This window comes from Zhouia spongiae, assembly GCF_022760175.1.
Lineage (GTDB): Bacteria > Bacteroidota > Bacteroidia > Flavobacteriales > Flavobacteriaceae > Zhouia > Zhouia spongiae.
Genome location: NZ_CP094326.1, coordinates 3,428,491 through 3,452,401, shown reverse-complemented (window position 1 = coordinate 3,452,401; position 23,911 = coordinate 3,428,491). Strand labels below are relative to the sequence as shown.

Annotated in this window: 6 protein-coding genes; all 6 read left to right on the top strand. The window is 31.6% G+C overall.

Translation table 11 applies throughout. The annotated features are described in order from the left end of the window. Nucleotides 1–4: 4 nt before the first annotated feature. Nucleotides 5–7,735 carry a non-ribosomal peptide synthetase gene (locus MQE36_RS14670; protein ID WP_242936723.1) on the top strand — a complete coding sequence of 2,577 codons (7,731 nt, stop codon included), beginning with the start codon at nucleotides 5–7 and terminating at the stop codon, nucleotides 7,733–7,735. 30 nt (nucleotides 7,736–7,765) lie between these two features. Beyond that, nucleotides 7,766–8,641 carry a 3-hydroxyacyl-CoA dehydrogenase family protein gene (locus MQE36_RS14665; RefSeq protein ID WP_242936722.1) on the top strand — a complete coding sequence of 292 codons (876 nt, stop codon included), beginning with the start codon at nucleotides 7,766–7,768 and terminating at the stop codon, nucleotides 8,639–8,641. Between the two features lie 247 nt (nucleotides 8,642–8,888). Beyond that, nucleotides 8,889–9,140 carry an acyl carrier protein gene (locus MQE36_RS14660; protein ID WP_242936721.1) on the top strand — a complete coding sequence of 84 codons (252 nt, stop codon included), beginning with the start codon at nucleotides 8,889–8,891 and terminating at the stop codon, nucleotides 9,138–9,140. Then, entirely contained in the window at nucleotides 9,140–10,315 is a 1,176-nt protein-coding gene (locus MQE36_RS14655) for an aminoacyl--tRNA ligase-related protein (protein WP_242936720.1), read from the top strand. The genes MQE36_RS14660 and MQE36_RS14655 overlap by 1 nt, the downstream gene beginning before the upstream one ends. An 11-nt stretch (nucleotides 10,316–10,326) precedes the next feature. Continuing rightward, a complete protein-coding gene (locus tag MQE36_RS14650) occupies nucleotides 10,327–11,469 on the top strand; it encodes an acyl-CoA dehydrogenase family protein (RefSeq protein WP_242936719.1) in 1,143 nt (380 codons plus the stop codon). Between the two features lie 398 nt (nucleotides 11,470–11,867). Beyond that, nucleotides 11,868–23,909 (top strand): non-ribosomal peptide synthetase/type I polyketide synthase, encoded by a 12,042-nt coding sequence (locus tag MQE36_RS14645; protein WP_242936718.1) that lies wholly within the window; start codon nucleotides 11,868–11,870, stop codon nucleotides 23,907–23,909. The last annotated feature ends 2 nt before the right edge of the window (nucleotides 23,910–23,911 follow it).

The following is a 23,911-nucleotide window of genomic DNA, read 5'->3' as shown; positions in this document are numbered from 1 at the left end:
GGATATGGATATGGATGTTATTAAGTTAGTAGAATACTTGATTAAATTAAATGTTTCGTTAAGTGTTGAAAATGAAGAATTATTAATTGAAGCAGATAAAAAAATAATTACTGATAAAATACTAGATGAAATACGGAATAATAAACAAGGAATCATCACTCTTTTAAAAAGTAAATATAGACCATTATCGTTCGCCCAAGAACGTCTATGGTTTATAGATCAATATGAGAATAATTCCAGTTACAATGTTGTTCAGGCAATAAAATTAGTAGGGAATCTTGATATTAAAGTTCTGGAAGCAACATTTTTAGAAATTATTAAAAGGCATGAGGTTTTAAGAACTAATATTATAACTATTAATAATGAGCCAAGACAAATTATTCAAGATGAAATTAAGTTTAAACTTAATGTAATTGATCACAGTTATTTAAATCATGATAAAGCTAATGAAATAATTCATGGACAAATCAAATTGGAATCAGAAAAGCCTTTTGATTTGACATATGATAGTTTAATAAGAGTAATTCTTTATAAAATTAATCAAGAAGAGTATATTCTGTTTTTAAACCAACATCACATAATATCTGATGGATGGTCATTTTATGTTTTATTTAAAGAAATTTCGGTTTTATATAAAGCATTTATTGAACAAAAACCTTCTCCATTACCTGAATTGGAAATTCAGTATTCCGATTATTCCGTATGGCAAAGAAATCATATTCAAGGTGAGACATTACAAAAACAATTAGAATATTGGAAGGTTAAATTGAATAATACCCAATTAATAGAATTACCTATCGACAATCAGCGCCCGAAAGAACAAACATTTAATGGAAGAAATCTCCCTTTAAATATTAATAGGGAACTAACTGATCAATTAAATTTATTTAGTAAGGATAATGATGTTACACTTTACATGACCTTATTAGCCATATTTAAAGTTCTCTTATACAAGTATACTGGGCAAGAAGATATTTGCGTGGGTTCACCAATAGCAAACAGGACTAAAAGTGAAATAGAACCTTTAATTGGCTTTTTTGTTAATACTCTTGCCTTGCGAAGTAATCTAAATGACCAAATTACATTTAAAGAATTTGTTAAAAATGTAAAACGAACCACTCTAGAGGCATATGATAATCAAGATGTGCCATTTGAGAAAGTTGTAGATACTGTATTGTCGGAAAGAAATATATCATATTCTCCCTTGGTACAGGTAATGATTGTTTTACAAAACAATCCTGTAAGTGAACTATCTCTTGGTGACTTGACTTTAAAACCTTTGGCTCTTGAACGGGTTATTTCAAAATTTGATTTAACCATAGATTTAACGGAAACAATTGGAGGATTGGCAGGTATGATTGAGTATAATACTGATTTATTCGATAGAAATAGTATAGAAAGAATGATACGGCATTTTCAGGAACTAATTCAATCTATAATTTCTAATCCAAATTTGAGAATTTCTGAACTAGACATACTACCAGAGCATGAAACTAAACAGTTAATATTCGACCGGAATGATACATTTGTAGAATATCCTAAGGAAAAATGTATACATCAACTTTTCGAAGAACAGGTTTTAAAGACGCCATACAATATAGCACTTACCTTTAAAGAGGAAGTATTAACTTATAAAGAATTAAATGAAAGGGCTAATAAATTAAGTTATTATTTATGTAATAAAGGGGTTAAAGTAGAGGATTTTGTAGGAATTTGTGTTGACCGTTCTTTGGAGATGATAATAGGAATTCTTGGAATTCTAAAAGCTGGAGGGGCTTATGTCCCAATTGACCCTACTTTTCCACAGGAAAGAATTTCATACATGATTGAAGATGCAAATTGTGAAATAGTTTTAAGTCAAAAGCATATAAAATTACCTCAATTTGATTCAAAAATATTATATCTCGATTCAGATTGGGATAGAATAGATAAAGAGCCAATTGATAATATAAATTCTAAGGTAATCGGTAATAATTTAGCATATGTGATATATACTTCAGGTTCAACAGGAAAGCCTAAAGGAACCTTAATTAATCATTATAGCGTTTATCGAATAGCAAAGAGTCTAAATTACATTGAGATATCCAGGAATGATAATATTCTTCAATTATCAAATTATGCATTCGATGGTTCAGTATTTGATATATATGCAGCATTATTAAACGGATCGACATTAGTATTATTAGAAAAGGAAATAGTAATGGACGTTAAACAACTAACCGACTACATTATTTCCAAAGATATTAGTGTATTATTCGTTACCACTGCTCTATTTAATTCAATAATTGATTATAATGTAGAAGCTTTAAAAAGTATAAGAAAAATATTATTTGGAGGTGAATTGGTTTCCAATAGACATGTGAATGATGCTTACAACATTCTTGGAAGTGGTAAAATTATTCATGTATATGGGCCAACCGAGTCAACAGTTTTTACATGTTTTCATGAAGTATCAAACACATATGAAAATACAGTACCAATTGGAAAACCTCTTGACAATACAGAATTGTATATTCTAGATAAAAACCGGAACCTTGTGCCTTCAGGAGTTGCTGGTGAATTATATATTTCAGGAGATGGCTTAGCTCGTGAGTATTTAAATCAGCCTGAACTAACCGCCAAGCGATTTATAAAAAATCCTTTTAAAGATGACACCAATCAGAGATTGTATAAAACTGGAGATTTGGTAAAATACAACTCCGATGGTAATATTGAATTTATAAGTAGGATAGATAATCAAGTAAAGGTTCGTGGTTTTAGAGTTGAGCTCAATGAAATTGAATCCAATCTTTTAAATCATTCAAATGTTGAAATAGCAATTGTAAGGTCCTTGAATAGTAAGGTTACAAAGATTAATGAAATAGTAGCCTATATTAAATTTCATAACCATCGCAATAATAATGATATAATTACAGGGAAAAGGGTAGAGGATTGGGTATCATTATATGATGATACATATTCAAAAATTGAATCTAAAAATAAAAACGAATTCATTGGTTGGAATAGTAGTTTCACAGGACTACCCATTGGGAAGAATGAAATGTTAGAATGGTTAGAAAATACCATAGATTTAATAAAGCAATTTAAGCCCTCTACAATATTAGAAATAGGAAGTGGAACTGGTTTACTATTATTTGAATTGGTGCCAGATTTAAAAAAGTATTATGGTATAGATAATTCAAAAGAATCTATAAACTATTTAAATGAAATTATTAATTCCGAAATCGATATATACGGAAATGTAGAATTGTTTTTAAGAGGAGCAGATGAAATCCATAACCTCAATGTAAATGATGTGGATACTATCATTATAAATTCTGTAACTCAATACTTTCCAAATCTTAATTACTTTGAAAAGGTTTTGGTTGATAGCATGGAAAAAATTCCGGGTAAGGGATTCATCATAGTTGGAGATATAAGAAATTATCAATTAATGGAAGATTTTTTCAGATCGACGGAATTGTATAAAATAGACGAAGGACAATCTGTTAACACTCTGAAAGAAAGAATAAAAAACGAAATGAGGAATGAAAAAGAATTAATAATTGATCCCCAATATTTCGTTTATTTACAAAAACGATTTCCAAGAGTTTCTCATGTAGATATAAGATATAAACAGGGAAAGTATCAAACAGAAATGAATAAGTATCGGTATAATGTAATTTTACATATTAATAATGATTTTGTAAAAGAAGTTGATAAGAGATTTGATTGGAGCGTGGAGAACGAATTATATGAAAAATTAGATAAAGTACTTCAAGATGAAAATATAGATGTTGTATCCTTGGAAAATGTCCCAAATTATTTTTTGGAAGAAGACGAAGTTTTATCTCAGCTTATTGAGGAAGAGGGAGCTACATTGAACGAAATCAAGAGTCAAATTAGGAATGAACCGGTTGAAGGTTACAAACCTCTATTAGAGATATGTGTTGATAATTATAGAAAGGAAGTTGTTTGGAATGAAAATAAATATCTGTGTAATGTTTTATTCATTAATAAAAAAATTGATGGTAGGGTTGTCATAAATAAATCCGAGCAATTTGGTAATATGAAGGTTCGTGAATATTCAAATGACACCATAAAAAGAGATTCTATTATTGAGAACATTAATGAAATCAGGAAGTATTTAGAAAGAAAATTACCTGCGTTCATGATCCCGTCTCATTTCGTGTCAATAGAAAATATACCATTAACCTTGAATGGGAAAATTGATGATAATTTATTACCAGAAATAGGTAAAGAGAGAATAGAAACTGAAAATATTTATGTGGCTCCCCGTACTAATATAGAGCAAAAACTTACCAAGATTTGGCAAGATTTATTAGGTGTTAGTAAAATTGGAATTTTTGATAACTTCTTTGAATTAGGTGGCCATTCTTTGATAGCTACACAGTTAATATCCAAAATTAGGGATGAAATTAATGTTGAATTACCTTTGAAATTAATATTTCAGAAACCAATATTAATGGATTTTGCTAAAACTATTGCTAATTCAAAATCTGCGGTAGGAATTTCTAGGGTTACGGCAATTCCAAGGGTACAACACTTACCTTTATCTTTTGCTCAAGAGCGTTTATGGTTTATAGACCAATATTCAGATAATTCAGCTTATAATATGCCTGGTGCAGCTAAATTAGTAGGAAGGCTTGATTTTAAAATTTTGGAAAAAACTTTTACTGAAATAATAAGAAGACATGAAGTTTTGAGAACTAATATTATTACAATAAACAATCTTCCTTTTCAAAAAATTAATAAAGAATCGAAATTTGAGCTTAAAATAATTGATTTTAGTAATAAATCCGAAAAAAAAGCTACTAAGAGTATTCTAAAAAGAATTCAATTAAATTCTCAGAAGCATTTTGATTTAGTTAATGATAGTTTAATTGATATTGAACTATATAAATTAGAAAAAGATAATCATGTATTGTTTCTCAATAAACACCATATCATTTCAGATGGGTGGTCAATTTCTGTATTATATAAAGAAATTTCAATTTTATATAATGCATACAATGAGAATAAATCATCTCCTTTACCTGATTTGGAAATTCAGTATGCAGATTATGCGGTTTGGCAAAGGAATTACATTGATGGTGATATTTTGACAAAACAATCGGAATATTGGAAAAATCAATTGTCCGGGTTGCCAACACTTAAATTACCAATTAATAAATCCAGACCTATTGAACAAACGTATAATGGAGCTAATGTTTATTTTCAGTTAAATAAATCCATTTCAGAAAAGCTCTATGCCTTTTCTAAGGATAATGATGTTACATTATTTATGACCCTGTTATCACTGTTTAAAGTATTATTATATAAGTATACTGGACAGAGTGATATTTGTGTAGGTTCGCCAATTGCGAACAGGACCAGAATAGAAATAGAGCCATTAATAGGATTTTTTGTGAATACACTTGCTTTAAGAACTAATTTGAATGATGATTTTAGTTTTTTAAATTTTGTTGAACAAATAAAAAATGTAACACTTGATGCCTATTCTAATCAAGATATTCCTTTTGAGAAAGTGGTTGAAATTACACAGCCCAATAGGAACTTGGCGTACTCTCCGTTATTTCAAGTAATGATGATCTTGCAGAATAATCCGGTAAGTGAACTTTCCCTCGGTGAATTAAGCCTGAAGCCTCTAAATTTTGAACAAATTGTTTCTAGATTTGATTTGACATTAGAATTTACTGAGACGCAAAAAGGTCTTTATGGAAGAATAGAATACAATACGGATCTTTTTGATAGACACAGTATTGATCGAATGATTAAACACTACAAAATTCTTATTGATACAATAATTCTTAATCCTAATATCAAAATATCAGACATAGAGTTACTGACTTCTTCAGAAAGGCAGCAGTTACTTTTTGATTGGAATGACACCCAAGTAGATTATCCTAAGGAAAAATGTATTCATCAATTATTTGAGGAGCAGTCAGAAAAGACCCCAGATAATGTGGCCGTAGTATTTGAAGGTGATTCTTTGACTTATCGAGAGTTAAATGAAAGGTCAAATCAGCTAGCGTATTATTTACAGAGTAAAGGCGTAAAGGCGGAAAGTTTAGTAGGTATTTGTGTAGAGCGTTCATTGGAAATGATAGTAGGATTGTTAGGAATACTAAAGGCAGGAGGCGCTTATGTACCTATTGACCCGACCTATCCAGAGGAGAGAATCTCTTACATGTTTAAAGACACGAATTGTGCTATAGTTTTAACACAAGAACAAATAGAGTTGCCAAAAACAAATTCAGAGATTATTTATCTTGATTCTGAATGGGAAAAGATAGCCAAAGCTCCTAGAACAAATATTGAAACAGGAGTTAAGGGAGATAACCTGGCATATGTTATATATACCTCGGGTTCAACAGGCAATCCCAAAGGAGTTATGGTAGAGCATAGGAATACATTTTCATTACTAAAATGGGCTCAGAAATTGTACTCCAAACAGGAATTGGCAGGCACATTAGCCTCGACTTCTATAGCTTTTGATTTATCAATTTTTGAACTTTATTTACCATTAAGTATAGGTTGTAGCATAATTCTTGAGAAGAATATATTATCCGTAACAGAATCAATTAATAAACAAAAAATAACTTTTATAAATACTGTTCCTTCAGGAATTAAATATCTTCTTGATCAAAAAGAGATACCTTCGACAGTAAAAACAATAAATTTAGCAGGTGAATATTTGAGTAAGAAGATAGTTAATGAGTTATACGAGCAGGGAGGAAATATTAAAGTTTATGATTTATATGGGCCATCAGAAGATACAACCTATACAACATATTCATTAAGAACACTTGATGGATGTGAAACTATAGGCCAGCCAATAGAGAACACAAAGGTCTACATTCTTGATAAAACCCAAAAGTCTGTTCCGATCGGAGTTGTTGGAGAGTTATGTATTTCGGGAAATGGATTAGCTCGAGGCTATTTGAATCAGCCTGATTTGACGCGTAAAAAATTCATAAAGGATCCATTTAGTAAAGATCCAAATTCAAGACTTTATAAGACGGGAGATTTGGCTAGATATTTACCAGATGGGAACATTGAGTTTATCGGTAGACTAGATGACCAAGTAAAAATCAGAGGTTTTAGGATAGAGTTGGGAGAGATTGAATCAGTGTTAAACCAACAAGATCAAGTAAGTTCGAGTGTTGTATTGGCCAAGGAAGATGCCACAGGAAATAAGCAATTGGTGGGGTATGTGGTTCCTTCCCAAGATGTGGATGCTAGTCAAGGTTTGAAGATCGAGAAACTAAGAGAAGCACTATCAAAGACTTTACCTGATTATATGGTTCCTTCGTTGTTTGTAAGCTTAGAGGCCATGCCTTTAACCTCAAATGGTAAGATTGATAAGAAAGCTTTACCGGATCCGCAAGGTAATCTTCAAATGACCAATGAATATGTTCCTCCCAAGACGGAAATAGAGAAGAATCTTGCTATAATTTGGCAAGAGTTATTAGGAGTTGAAAAGGTGGGAATTAATGATAATTTCTTTGAACTTGGTGGTCATTCATTACTCGCCACCCAAATTATATCATCTATTAAATATACCTTTAATAAAGATATACCATTGAAGGCAATTTTTGAAAATAGTATCCTGTATAAATTGGCATTATCAATTGAAAAGGATTATGAAGCATGTGAAAATATAAGAATAAATAAAGTTGAAAAAGTAAATATAGGACAAAGTAATCCTAAATCAAATAAAATTGATATATAGAATTACTAATTTTAAACAAGACTAATACTAATGGAGAATAAGAATAGATTTAAAGTTGTTGGTGTGATCGGAGCCGGTACTATAGGAATTGGCGTTGCACAAAATCTGGCTCAAAAAAATATTTCAGTTGTTTTACTGGATATAACAGAGGTTAAATTAAAGGAAGCTAAAGCAAGAATCCAGCAAAATGTAAGGCTATATTCTATTTATAGTAAAGAGAAGAATAAAATTGATGTTAATGAGGTATTGAATTTTATTAAGTTCACTACTAACTATCAAGAGTTAGAGAATGTAGACTATATAATAGAAAATGTTACTGAAAATTGGGAAATAAAAAAACAAGTCTATAGTAAAATCAATTCAATTTGTACAGAATCAACAGTTTTCGCTGCAAATACATCCTGTATTTCAATCACAAAAATAGCCCATATTGTTGACAACCCGGAACGAGTAATCGGTGTTCATTTTATGAATCCAGTCCCATTAAAAGATTCAGTGGAGGTGATTAAAGGTGTCCTAACTAATGATAAAACAATTTCAGTTACAAATGATTTGTTAAGTAAGATGAAGAAAGATTCTATAGTTATAAATGATATGCCAGGATTTGTATCCAATCGTTTAATGACGTTTATGATTAATGAAGCAGCTTTTTTGGTTCAAGAGAATGTTGCATCAGCATCAGATATAGATAATATTTTGAAAAATAGCTACGCCCAAACCATGGGACCTTTAGAAACTGCTGATTTAATAGGAATTGATACAATATTGCACTCTATGGAGGTATTGTATGATAGTTTTAAAGATGGAAAATATAGGCCATGTCCATTATTATATAAAATGACGCAAGCAGGGATGCTTGGGAGAAAAAGTGGTCAAGGATTCTATAAATACAATACTAATTTTTAATTTTTATTAAAGTAAAATCTTAAATATACCATTAATTCTTAATTCAAATAATAGATTTAATATTGATAACAATATTATTATAATTAACCTAGTCTACTTGGAGCAATATTTGTATAATTGCCTAAATGAAACCTTACAATTTGTAAATTTTAAATCATCAAACTTAGTTAAGTACATTGTGAGATTGTAAAGGTTCCTTTAATAAAATAATATTATTTTAAATAAAATACAATTAAAAAAAACAACCATGGATTATATTAAAAAAACAATTAAAGATTTTTTCTATGAATTTATTGAAGATATTGAACTTGGCGACGAGGAAGATTATTTTGAATCAGGTATAGTTAACTCATTATTTGCAATGCAACTTGTACTGTTTATTGAAAAGACCTTTAAGCTCCAGCTTACTGGAGAGGATTTGGATATAAAAAAAATGAATACTATTAATGCTGTTGTTGAGTTGGTAAATAAAAAACTAGAAAAAGTAGGACAGGAATAATGGTGAAGAAAAATGTGGTGAAATTCAAAACACCTCTGAGTGTTGAATATTATGAAGAATTATATCGTAGAGTATTTTTTATATCATCAGAGATTTTAGAATTTGAAATTTTAATTGAAAATGAAAATATTGTAGGATTAGAAATATCCTCAGAAAACACCCCTAATATTCGTAAAATATCTAATAACATCAATAAGGTAGTTGAAAATGAAATTTCAACCCAAAAAATATTAAATTCCAATAAAATATGGGAAAATAAAGAAGACCGAGAATATCATGAGGATGTTTTTGATAATTTGAAACGAAATAAAGTGATTACGATTGGTGGTGAAGGGCAGGTTGGTTTTGGTGAACCACTTATAAAACTAATGGATTATTTGGATGCTCGTATCATGAAAATCATTGGTGATTTATTCAAAGCAGAGGAGTTCAGATACCCCACTTTAATCCCAACTAAGGTTATAGAAAAATGTGGATGTTTAGATTCTTTTCCGCAATTATTAATGTTTGTTTCAAGCTTGCATAATGATTTGGAAAATTATGAAAAATTTAATTTTGAATTTAAAAAAGAACATAAGACAAATCACTATGTCAAAAATCATTTAGGTAATGTCGATTATTGTCTCCCTCCAACAATGTGTTACCATACATATCATCAATTTAAAGATTCAATTTTTACTAATGGTTTTAATAAGGTGATAACTTCCAAGGGTAAATCATTTCGCCATGAATCCAGATATCAAAAGACCATTGAACGACTTTGGGATTTTACTATTAGAGAAATAGTATTTTTGGGTAATCAAGATTTTGTAACCGATTGTAGGCAGAAATTGATGAAAGCCTCTTTTTCTTTGATGGAGGATTTGGGTCTCAATGGACATGCAGAAATAGCAAATGATCCATTTTTTGCAAGTCCTGAAGCAGTTTTAAAAACATTTAATCAGAGGCTTCAGACCTTGAAGTTTGAATTAAGAATAAATTTAAATAAAAAAAATACCATATCAGTGGCATCATTTAATTATCATGAAAATTTCTTTAGTAAGAATTTTAATATAAAATATGATAATGAAGATTATATAGTTACAGGTTGTGCTGGTTTTGGATTAGAGCGATTAATGTTCGCCTACATAGTCCAACATGGGGTTGATGAATCAAATTGGCCAATTAAACTTTAAATTCTTAGAATATGAATTATAATTTTATATTATCACCAGAGTTAAAATCTAAACAAAGCGAGTTTCGTCAATTTGTAAATGAATATATCAAACCAACCGCATTTTTAACAGATCAAGACCAATATATTTCGAAGGATGTTCTTAGTAGTATTATAAAAAAAGGGTTTTGGGGAACTGAAATCCAAAGCGATTTTGGCGGAGCAAATTTTGACATGATTACATATGGTTTGCTTTCTGAAGAAATAGGTAGAGGTTGCTCCAATGTTAGAAATTTACTTGGTGTTCAGGGAATGGTATCAGTCGCACTTTCCAAATGGGGAACTTTGGAGCAAAAACAAAAATGGCTTACTAAAATGGCATCGGGAAAAATATTGACAGCTTTTGCTTTAACTGAGCCAGATACTGGTAGCGACGCTCTTAGTATTTCCACTTCTGCTATGAAAAGGGGAAATTCATTTGTTATAAATGGAAAAAAAAAATGGATTAGTTTTGCTCAAAATGCTAATTTATTTTTATTATTTGCACAGGTTCAGGGACAGGCAGGAGCATTCCTTATCGAAAGAAATACCCCAGGTTTAACTGTTAAACCAATAAATAATCTTTTGGGATTCAGAGGTTCAGGTTTAGGTGAGATCACTTTGAAAAATTGTGAAGTCCCTGAAGGAAATCTTGTTGGTAGGATTGGTTTTGGAATATCGCATGTGGCTAATTATGGACTAGTTCATGGACGTTATAGTACGGCTTTTGGTTGTGTCGGATTAGCTCAGGCTTGTCTAGAAGAATCTATGCAATATTCCTCAGTTAGAAAGCAGTTTGGAAAACCAATAGCAAAACATCAATTGATTCAACAAATGTTAGCTGATATGATGACAGAAATATGTGCGGCTAGATCTTTATGTCTTAGAGCTGGATCATTGAAAGAAATGGGTGATCTAAATTCAGTCCTTGAAACGTCTATGGCTAAGTATTTTTCTTCGAAAATAGCAAACAATGCTGCTAATAATGCAGTTCAAATTCACGGAGCTAATGGCTGTAGCAGTAATTTGCCTGTACAGCGTTATCTTAGAGATTCAAAAATAATGGAAATTGTTGAAGGAAGTTCTCAAATTCAGCAACAATTAATTGCCAGATATGGGGCTATGAAATTAAAATAAAATAGCTTAATTGTATATACCATTTCTAGAATAGTGTGAAGAGAATTATAATGACTAAAATAGTAATGTATATGTCACTTATAATTTTTTTCTAATAAAACACTTAAGAATTGCGAAGTTCTATGGTAAAAAAGATTTGATTCAATTTTGAGAATCCTATTCCAATAAATCAGCTCGAGAATCGGTGCTTGTCTATTACCTTCAATATGTTTAATTAAATAATTTAATTAGGTTAAACCAAAAATTGGGGGTGACAAATATAATTTTACCAGTAATATTCTTTTTTTGAAAGAGTAAAATATAAGCAAAAAATCAAAAACATTTGTGTTACTATTACATTTACCTAGAATAGATAATAGTATATGAAGCATAACATTAGTAAGTTAGGAGTAATAATTATGAATGAAATTTTAGAATTGGTTAGAAGGTGTAATTCTCAAGGCATTTTTTTTAATTATTTTAATGATGAATTATCCATTGAGTTAGAGGATGAATCAGATTTAAATGATTACCTAAATGAAATTAAACAGAATAAGCATGAAATAATTTTACTTTTTAAGAATTGTCGTCCTCTATCATTTTCCCAAGAACGCTTATGGTTTATTGATAAATTTAATCACAATGCTAGCTATAATTTACCAGTAGCCGTTAAATTAAAAGGGAATCTAGATATTCCAGTTTTAAAAAGGACTTTTTTAGAAATAGTTAAACGGCATGAAATTTTAAGAACGAATTTTGTAACAATTAATGAAATACCTTGGCAGTATATTAATGAAGAATCTAAGTTTGAATTTAAGATAGTTGATCAAACTCATTTGAAGAAAAATGAAGTTGATCAAATAACTCAAGAATTAATAGAGAAAGAGGCACAAAAACCATTTGATTTAGCAAATGACAGTTTAATAAGACTAATTGTTTTTAAAGTAGGGGATACGGACCATAGACTTTTTTTAAATAAACATCATATTATATCAGATGGTTGGTCCTTTTCGATATTCATTAAAGAAATTTCTACACTATATGAGGCTTTTTGTAAAGGTAAAATATCTCCATTGCCCGATCTTGAAATCCAATATTCTGATTTTGCTGTTTGGCAGCGAGACCTTGTACAAGGTGAAAAATTTATTGAAAAGGTAGAATATTGGAAAAATAAATTAAATAACACTCCAATTCTAGAACTACCGATTGATAAAACACGTCCAGTACGGCAAACGTTCAATGGTTCTAGCCTTCATTTTACTTTAGATAAGCCTTTGACTAAAATGTTAAAAAGTTTTAGTCAAATAAATGATTTAACATTATTTATGACTTTAACATCATTATTTAAAGTGCTTCTAAATAAATATACTGGTCAGAATGATATTTGTGTGGGCAGTCCTATAGCTAACAGGACTAGAAAAGAATTAGAGCCATTGTTAGGTTTTTTTGCAAATATGCTTGCCTTAAGAACGAGTTTTGATGATCAAATGACTTTTATTGATTTAGTAAGGCAAGTAAAACAAACAACTTTAGACGCCTATGAAAATCAGGATATTCCATTTGAGAAAGTAGTTGACGTATTAAAGCTTGATAGAAATTTAACTTATTCGCCATTATTTCAAGTTGCTTTGGCATTGCAGAATAACCCCGTAAGTGAACTTTATTTTGGAGAATTAAACTTACAACCAATAGAATTTACGCAATCTGTTTCTAGATTTGATTTAACATTAATTTTCAAAGAAGAAAAAGATGAACTTATTGGGACGGTGGAATATAATACTGATCTTTTTGAAAAAGATAGTATTTGCAGATTTATTGACCATTTTAAGATTATTGTAAATTCTATAATGTCTAATCCAGAGTGTAAAATTTCAGACATAGAGTTGTTGACTTCTTCAGAAAGGCAACAGTTACTTTTTGATTGGAATGACACCCAAGTAGATTATCCTAAGGAAAAATGTATTCATCAATTATTTGAGGAGCAGTCAGAAAAGACTCCAGATAATGTGGCCGTGGTATTTGAAGGTGATTCTTTGACTTACCGAGAGTTAAATGAAAGGTCAAATCAGCTAGCGTATTATTTACAGAGTAAAGGCGTAAAGGCGGAAAGTTTAGTAGGTATTTGTGTAGAGCGTTCATTGGAAATGATAGTAGGATTGCTAGGAATACTAAAGGCAGGAGGCGCTTATGTACCTATTGACCCGACCTATCCAGAGGAGAGAATCTCTTACATGTTTAAAGACACGAATTGTGCTATAGTTTTAACGCAAGAACAAATAGAGTTGCCAAAAACAAATTCAGAGATTATTTATCTTGATTCTGAATGGGAAAAGATAGCCAAAGCTCCTAGAACAAATATTGAAACAGGAGTTAAGGGAGATAACCTGGCATATGTTATATATACCTCGGGTTCAACAGGCAAGCCCAAAGGAGTTATGAACCAACATGATGGTTTGGTAAATCGACTGAATTGGGCACAAGAAGTATATAAACTCCAAAAAAGTGATGTTGTATTACAAAAGACAACCTATTGTTTTGATGTATCCGTTTGGGAGTTGTTTTGGCCAATTATCGTTGGAAGTAAATTAGTAATAGCAAAACCTAATGGTCATAAAGATACTCAATATTTAATAGAGATTATTAGGAAAGAGAGCATAACCACACTTCACTTCGTTCCTTCATTGTTGCAAGTAATGATAGATACACCAGAATTTAGTCAGTGTAAAAGTTTAAAAAACATTTTGTGTAGTGGAGAAGTATTACCACTTGAATTGGTTAAGAAATTTCATCGAAATTTTGATATTCCATTACATAATTTATATGGACCAACAGAAGCTGCAATTGATGTTTCTAGTTATGTATGTGAAAAAGTTGTAAATCATAGAAATATTCCAATAGGTAGGCCTGTAGCAAACACACAACTTTATATATTAGACCAATATTTAAAACCCATCCCAGTAGGAATTCCTGGGGAATTGTGTATAGCAGGTATTCAGGTTGCTCGAGGCTATTTGAATCAGCCTGATTTGACGCGTAAAAAATTCATAAAGGATCCATTTAGTAAAGATCCAAATTCAAGACTTTATAAGACGGGAGATTTGGCTAGATATTTACCAGATGGGAACATTGAGTTTATCGGTAGACTAGATGACCAAGTAAAAATCAGAGGTTTTAGGATAGAGTTGGGAGAGATTGAATCAGTGTTAAACCAACAAGATCAAGTAAGTTCGAGTGTTGTATTGGCCAAGGAAGATGCCTCAGGAAATAAGCAATTGGTGGGGTATGTGGTACCTGATAGTTATAAAGCAAGAACCATTTTTAAGCTAAGGGAAATTATGAATAAAGGTTTGAGAGATACCGGACCTTACATTCTTCCAAATAAAATGCCATTGTTTTATGCTAATCGTAGTGAAACTGATTTTTTATATAAGGAAATATATGAAGAAATGTGCTATTTACAACATGGAATTAAATTAAAAAGGAATGGTAATATTATTGATATAGGAGCAAATATTGGAATGTATTCGATATTGATGAGTCAAATTATGCCTTCTGCAAGGATTTATGCTTATGAACCAATTCCTCAAATTTATGATGTGTTACAATTAAATGCGTCCTTATATTCTGATCAAATAAATGTTTTTAATTATGGGATTGGAAAAGAAAAGGGTGAAGAACTTTTCACCTATTATCCTAATGTTTCAATATTATCAGGAATGAAAAATAATGTTGATGGAAAAGAAATTTCAAGTACCGTAAAAAAATATATACTTAGTGAAAACTCGAAAGAAAGTCATCATTTATCTCTCAATAATTATGACTTGGATTTACTCTTAAAAAATAGATTGAAATCAGAAGAGTTTAAATGTGAAATAGTTACAATTTCAGATATTATTAAGAAAAACAAACTAAAAACAGTTAACCTTCTGAAAATTGATGCGGAAAATAGCGAAATTGACATTTTAAAGGGGATTTCTGCTGAGGATTGGTCAAAAATTGAACAGATAATAGTTGAAGTTCATGACACAGGTAATAGAATAAACTGGGTAGTAAGTTTACTTAAAAATAATGGATTTATTGTTAAAGTTAATAAGGAAGTAAATTTAAATGATACTAATATATACAATGTATTTGCCTTAAAGAATCCAATAAAAGATTTTAATTATAAATCATGTATTGATAATATTGAAACGAATAAGGGATATTATAATGAACAAGAATTTATAAAGGATTTAAGGAATACCTTATCAAAGACTTTACCTGATTATATGGTTCCTTCGTTGTTTGTAAGCTTAGAGGCCATGCCTTTAACCTCAAATGGTAAGATTGATAAGAGAGCTTTACCGGATCCTAGAGTTAAAGCTGAAGAAGATTATATAGCACCATCAAATGATCTTGAGGATCGTATTGTAGAGCTATGGTCAGATGTATTAGGGGTAAATAAAAGTGTAATTAGTATAAATAAGAGTTTTTTTGAATTAGGAGGGAACTCATTATTAAGTGTTAAGCTTCAACAAAAGCTAAATCAATTAGATGAATTTGAGAATATTCAAGTTTCTGATTTATTTAAACACCATACTATTAAAAGGCTAGTTGAGAGTGTCAATCCGGAAAGATTAACAGAATATAAGCTTCAAAGGAATATTCAAACAGATAGTCATGAGGTAGCTATAATAGGGATGTCAGGAGCTTTCAGTGGAGTGGATAATGTTACTGAGTTTTGGGATTTGATTAAAAATCAGGATGAAGGCGTTCGTTCTTATAGTCGGGAAGAATGTGAGAAGTTAGGATCGGATCTTTTATTGTTTGAAGACCCTGACTATATACCAGTGTCAGGACATGTTAAAGATATAGATCAATTTGATCCCTTGTTTTGGGATATTTCACCTAATGAGGCAAAATTGATAGATCCTCAAATACGTAAATTTATAGAGCATTGTTGGTTTGTGTTGGAGTCATCGGGATATATTGACTTACGAAAAGAAGCTAATATAGGTGTATTTGCAGGAAGTGGTAATAGTAGCTATTTGTATAATAATATATTGAATGGGGAAATGGCCTCTCACATTAATTTATGGGAAGCTTCAAATGCCAACAGCAAGGATGCCTTGGCTACTAAAACATCATATATGTTGGGTTTATCCGGTCCATCAAATTCAGTAAACACTGCATGTTCTACTGGATTGGTATCGGTAGTAGAAGCGTGTAATTATTTACGGTTAGGGACATGTGAGATGGCTTTAGCAGGAGGGGTTTCGTTGGCTCACCCCAATCAAATTGGATATACCTATCAAGAGGGAATGATTTCGTCAAAGGATGGTCATTGTAGGACATTTGACGAAACAGCATCAGGTACTATTGGAGGTTCAGGAGTAGGAGTCGTGTTGCTAAAGCGTTTAGAAGATGCAATTAAAGATGAAGATAACATAATAGGTGTTATTAAGGGTTATGCAAGTAATAATGATGGTGATCGCAAAACGGACTATACGGCTCCATCGATAACGGGTCAAGCAGAATGTATTATAAATGCTCAAAGAATGGCAGGAGTATCTTCGGATCAAATTGGATATGTAGAGTGTCATGGGACAGCCACTAATTTGGGAGATCCAATAGAGGTGCAAGCGTTAAAGGAGGCATTTGAATTTAATAGTTTAAAAGAGAGAGGTAGTAAGCCAGGGCATAAAACAGTATTAGGTGCGGTTAAGGCAAATATAGGTCATGCTGATGCAGCAGCAGGAACAGCAGGACTTATAAAGGCTTGTTTGATGTTACAGAATGATATTATCCCTGGTCAGCCGAATTTTAATGTACCCAATCCTAAATTAAACCTAGATCAAACAAATTTCGAGATAGTAAAACAGAATAGGTCTTGGGGATCAAGTCTTTATGATCAACGAATTATCGGTGTAAGTTCGTTTGGTATAGGTGGGACCAATGCCCATGTTGTTATAGGGGATTATCTTCCAGGTATCAAAAGTGAATCGGAAAGTAAAACAACTAATCTACCTTCAAAGAAGGGGGATAATGAATTTGTAAATTATGTTGTTCCAATCTCAGCCAAAAGCAAGGAGTCTCTAGAGTTTTATAAACAAGAATTGATAAAGTTATTAGGAGAGGCACATGAAGATTTAAGAATTGAAGATTTAGCATTTACTTTACAAGAAAAGCGAGAGCATTATAATTATAGAAGTGCTTATTGTGGAAAAGATATCAAAGAGTTACTTAACAATTTACAGCAATACGGCTCAACTAAACGGATAAATACAGAGCAAAAAAATAAAATAGTATTTATGTTTCCTGGACAAGGATCACAATATCCTTGTATGGGAAAGGAACTGTATGATAACGATCCATATTTTAAAGCGAGCATAGATAAGTTAATAGCTCTAGCAAATGAACATTTAGAGGTAGACCTTTATGATGTCATGTATCCTGAATTGGGGAATGAACAATATGATATAAATGAAACTAGATGGGCACAGATATCAATATTTATTATAGAGTATGCATTTGCTGAGTATATTGAAAAACTAGGTATTCGGGCAGATGGTTATATAGGACATAGTCTGGGTGAGTATGTTGCAGCGACCTTATCAGGTGTATTTAGCTTAGAAGACGCAATAAAGGTTGTAATAGCTAGAGGCGAGTTAATGCAGTCTATGGAATTAGGAAGCATGTTGGCTGTAAATACTCAGGAAGAATCTATTCGTACCATTGTAGAGACTCATGAGTGTGAAATTGCAGCGATTAATTCAATAGAAGATATAGTAGTCACGGGTAGTGACACTAATATTAACACGCTTAAATTATTTTTAGATGAACACTCTATTTCATCGGTTGTGTTAAACACCTCTCATGCCTATCATTCAAGAATGATGGAGGAAGCATCAATTAAATTTGAAAGGGTATTTGATACTATTGAATTAAATACACCCACAAAGTATTTTGCTACTAACCTAAATGGAGAGATAGCCAAAGAAGAAGTTAGTAAAGTAAGTTATTGGAGTGATCAACTTCGAAATGCTGTTCAATTTTCGAAAGGTATTCATAGTCTATCGGAGTATTTTAATAATAAAGTTAATTTCATAGAGGTTGGTTTAGGGAAAGGGCTTAGTTCTTTTGTAGACAAATACAAAAGGAATAATTCAAAGAAAACAATTCATACGGTACATTTACTACCGTCAAAAAAGGAAAATACTCAAACCATTAAAAAGCTTAATAACAAGGAGGATATATTAGCAAAGTTTTGGACCTTAGGGATTGTAGAGAAACCCAACGATTTAAAACTATTTAAACATGCAAACAAGCTTACAAGTTTGCCTACTTATCAGTTTAATAATAAGACATGCTGGTTGGAAATGGGGAGTCCTCAGGTTGTTAAGAAGTACAATTCGATTGAAGAAATATATTATGAACGTTCATGGGAAAGAATAAAGATACCATCAACAATTGGAGGAGTAGAAGATTTAAGGCATAAGAATATATTAATACTGGTAAACGAAAAGGATAGAAACAAGAGTAATGTTTTAGATTTAATTAATAATTTAAAAAAATATTGTGATCACATAGACTATGTGGTTGATCAGCAAAGCAATAAAATAATATCAGACCTTAGGTTTGATATGGGTGATGCATCTCATATAGATAAAGTATTGAATGAAAAAACACGTAATAAGCCATTAGATCTTGTTATCTACATTTCATCAACCGTAGATATTGATAACCCTTGTTTAGATATATTAGCCATTAGAAATACATTTGATTGGGCATTAAAAACTCATAATAGGATTCCTAAATTTATTTCAGTTACATATGACAACTATGAAGTAATAGGTAATGAAGTTTTAGAGGAAAAGCCTTCAATTGTCTCAGGAGTAACAAAATCTATACCGTTTGAGTATTTTTCAATGGATACCACAGCATATCATGTTGATTTATCATCAATAGGTTTGGTCTATAATGAAGCTTTAATCTCAACCATATTGGGAAATAAAGAAAAAGAGATCATAGCTGTAAGAGGTAAATATAAGTGGATTCCAAAGTACCAGCAAGTAGCTTTTTCCAAAGAGAATTTTTTAGATAAAAAAAGTAGCCGATCCAATAATCCAGTATTTATGATCACTGGGGGCCTTGGCGGAGTAGGCTATGCTTATGCAAATTACTTAACACAAAAAGAGGAAAAATGTACGATTATTCTTTTAGGTCGAACAAAGAAATCAAACTTAAAAGAGGAGTATAAAACTCGATTGAATAATCTGATAGAGACTGGGCATAAAATTATATATGAATCAATAGACATTGGTTTGATAGATGCTGTAGGTAGTATAGAAAAAATATTGGAGAACAATGGTATAAATACTATTGAGATGGTTCTTCACTCAGCGGGAGTTGCTGCTAAAAGTGCAATAAATGATAAAACAAATAAAGATATAGTTCAAGTGGTTCGGCCAAAAGTACTTGGGGTAGAGCATTTACTTAACCTGGCTGAATCAATTAAAATAAATTATTTGGTTAGCTGTTCATCTTTGTCAAGTGTCATGCCTTCATTAGGTCAGATGGAATACACAGCAGCAAACATGTATTTAGATGAACTAAGTTATAGGAGTCATACCAATATAAACTGTATACTAGCAGTTAACTTGAATCAGATATCAGATACAGGAATGGCAGTGGATTTTATTAAGGAGAATAGTTCTTCGACAGAGAAATCTTCTAACTCAATAAAGAGCCACCAATTTCCAGCTGTTTTAGATGTCTTGTTACAAGCCAAAACCATACATAACATTCTACTTTCCAGACAAGATTTAAATGAACTACTTTCTGAAAACACGAACCTTTTAACAGAAATCAACAGGAAAGCAGAGAATGTAAGTAATGTAAAAATAAAAGAAGAGGAGTATTCTGAAACGGAATATAGAGTAGCTCAAATATGGCATCAAGTATTAGGAGTTGAAGAAATAGGGTTACATGATAACTTTTTTGAATTGGGAGGTCATTCATTGATCGCAACACAAATGATTTCGCAAATTAGGAATGAGTTAAATATAAAGTTGTCATTAAATACATTATTTAAGAATCCGGATTTATTGAGTTTTTCTAAAATTATAACAATTAATACAGCTAAACAGGAAGGAAAGTTTTTCCAAACATCGTTAATTACAAATACAGATCTTGAACAATTACCTGAAATAGTATTTAATGATGAAGATAAGTATAAACCGTTTCCGTTAACAGCTGTACAACAATCGTATTGGATTGGTCGTAGCAAGTTATACGATTTAGGAGGTATTGGTATGCATACATACTCTGAGTCTTATCTTGAAGAACTTGATATAAAACGACTTAATGAAGTTATCAATTATATGATAAAGCGTCATGATATGCTTCGCATGGTAGTGACAGAGGATGGGCAACAACGTATACTTGAAAAAGTTGAACCGTATGAAATTCAAATCCATGACTTTAGGGGGACTACCCAAGAAGAAGAAAAACAATTGTTTCTATTGCTTCGTGATAAGCTTTCTCATCAATTATTTAGTGGCCATGAATGGCCTTTGTTTGATATAAGTGTATGTATATTCCGGGATGGAACTTATAAACTACTTTCCAGTATAGATGGATTAATATTTGATGCGTCGAGTTCTGGAATTTTTATGAAAGAAATAATAAGCTTTTATAAAGATATTAGTTTTAACCCCCCTAAACTAGCGCTTAGTTTTAGAGATTATGTAATAGCAGAGCAATCCTTGAAAAGTACAAAATTATATAATGATTCAAAACAATACTGGCTTGATAGGATTAATGAGATTCCTAAGGCTCCTGAATTACCATTAGCTAAATTACCAAGTGAAATAGGAAATGTTAAATTTAGAAAACAACGTTTTGAGTTATCAAGTTTAAAATGGGGTATATTAAAGGATGTTATAAGCTCAGCTGGAGTTACTCCTACTGTATTTATTATACAATGTTTTGCAGAGATAATGCATCGATGGAATAAATTAGAACACTTTACCTTGAATCTAACTTTATTTAACCGTTTACCTTTTCATGAAGAAGTTAATCGAATCATAGGAGATTTTACATCCCTAAACTTATTAGAGATCGATTATCGCAAGCCAAAAGATTTTAAGTCAAGGTTAAAGGATACTCAGTTTCAGTTATGGAGTGATTTGGAAAATAGACACTTTAATGGGATTGAAGTTCAACGTAAGTTATCTCAATCAACTGGATATACTGTTACTATGCCGATAGTTGTAACCAGTACTTTAGGTATTGATCTTATTGATAATGAAGATGATCAATTAGAAAGATCATCTCACGAAAAAGTACTTTATGATATTAAGCATCCTTATGCCATTAGCCAAACACCTCAGGTGTGGATCGATTGCCAAATAATAGAAAAAAACGGAGGTCTTCAGATTGATTGGGACTCGGTTAAAGAGTTGTTTCCCGAAGGCATGTTAGAAGACATGTTTGGAGCTTTTGAAAGATTGTTAACAGGATTTATAGAGGATAAAGACCTATGGGATTCCAGACAGATAGAATTATTACCAAGGCATCAAGTTTCTATTCAATCAGAGGCTAATAACTCAACCAAAGAATATCCAAATAAATTAATCCATGAACCTTTCATAGAACAAGTAAGGATAAGAGGTGAAAAAGCGGCAATACGAACAAGTACAAAAACGATTAGTTATCTTGAGTTATATCAGAAAAGTGTAGAAGTAGGAGAAGAATTAAAGTATAGAGGAGCGAAACCAAACCATCTTATAGCTATAATCATGGATAAAGGTTGGGAACAGGTAGTAACAGCAATGGGAGTTCAATTTTCGGGAGCTGCTTACATGCCAATAGATGCTTCGCTTCCTAAACAGAGGATTTTACACCTGCTTGAGATAGGAGAGGTTAGCATAGTTGTTAGTTTATCTTCTATTTTAGATGACTTGAGCCTTCCAAATTCGATACAAACATTGATTTTTGATGAGATGCAGTTTGAAAACAGGGCTAAAGTAAAAAATATAGCTAATCAGGGAGTAGAAGATTTGGCATATGTAATATTTACCTCTGGCTCATCAGGAGAACCTAAAGGGGTTATGATAGATCATCAAGGGGCAGTAAATACAATATTGGATATTAATTCAAGATTTGGTATAACAGAAGAGGACAGCTGTTTTGCTATATCTTCTTTAAGTTTTGATTTATCTGTTTATGATGTGTTTGGAATTTTGTCAGCAGGTGGTACCATAGTAATACCTAAATCGTCGGAGCAAAAAGATCCTAAAGCTTGGGAAAGTTATATAGAAAAAGAGAACATAACAATTTGGAATAGTGTACCAGCGCAGTTACAAATGTTAGTGGAGTACAATGGAGGGAATAACAAATTGTCCTCATTAAGGAAAGTCTTATTAAGTGGAGATTGGATACCAGTAAATTTACCGGATAGGATAAAGGATTTATGTCCGGGAGTAGAAGTGATTAGTCTTGGAGGTGCGACTGAAGCATCAATTTGGTCAATATACTATCCAATAGGGCAGGTAGGAGCTGATTGGAAAAGCATTCCTTATGGTAAACCTTTGGCTAATCAGAGTTTTTATGTGTTGAAACCCGATTTAACGGTTTGTCCACAGTGGGTTCCTGGAGACTTATATATTGGGGGTAAAGGTTTGGCATTAGGGTATTGGCGAGATAAAAAAAAGACAGTATCAAGTTTTATAATCCACCCTGAAAATGGAGAAAGGTTATATAAGACAGGTGATGTTGGCCGATATTTACCAGATGGGAACATTGAGTTTTTAGGTAGACTAGATGACCAAGTAAAAATCAGAGGTTTTAGGATAGAGTTGGGAGAGATTGAATCAGTGTTAAACCAACAAGATCAAGTAAGTTCGAGTGTGGTATTGGCCAAGGAAGATGCCTCAGGGAATAAGCAATTGGTGGGGTATGTGGTTCCCTCCCAAGATGTGGAACCTAGTCAAGGTTTGAAGATCGATAAATTAAGAGAAGCACTATCAAAGACTTTACCTGATTATATGGTTCCTTCGTTGTTTGTAAGCTTAGAGGCCATGCCTTTAACCTCAAATGGTAAGATTGATAAGAAAGCGTTGCCAGATCTGCAAGGCAATCTTCAAATGACCAAGGAATATGTTGCTCCCAAGACAGAAATAGAACTTAAATTGGTGTCCATATGGCAAGAGTTACTGGGAATAGAAAAGATAGGGGTACATGATGATTTTTTTGAGTTGGGAGGTCATTCATTACTTATAACACGAGTTAATTCGAAAATTAAAACTGAATTTAACAATGATATTTCGTTAGATGTACTGTTTAAAAATAGTACCATATTTGATCTATCAAAGCAAATTAAGTTAGAAGGGTTGGATAAGAAAAAATTAAGTTTAATTCAAAGATTTAACAATCTGGATAATGAATCTAATGTTGATTTTGAAGAGGTTGAATTTTAAAA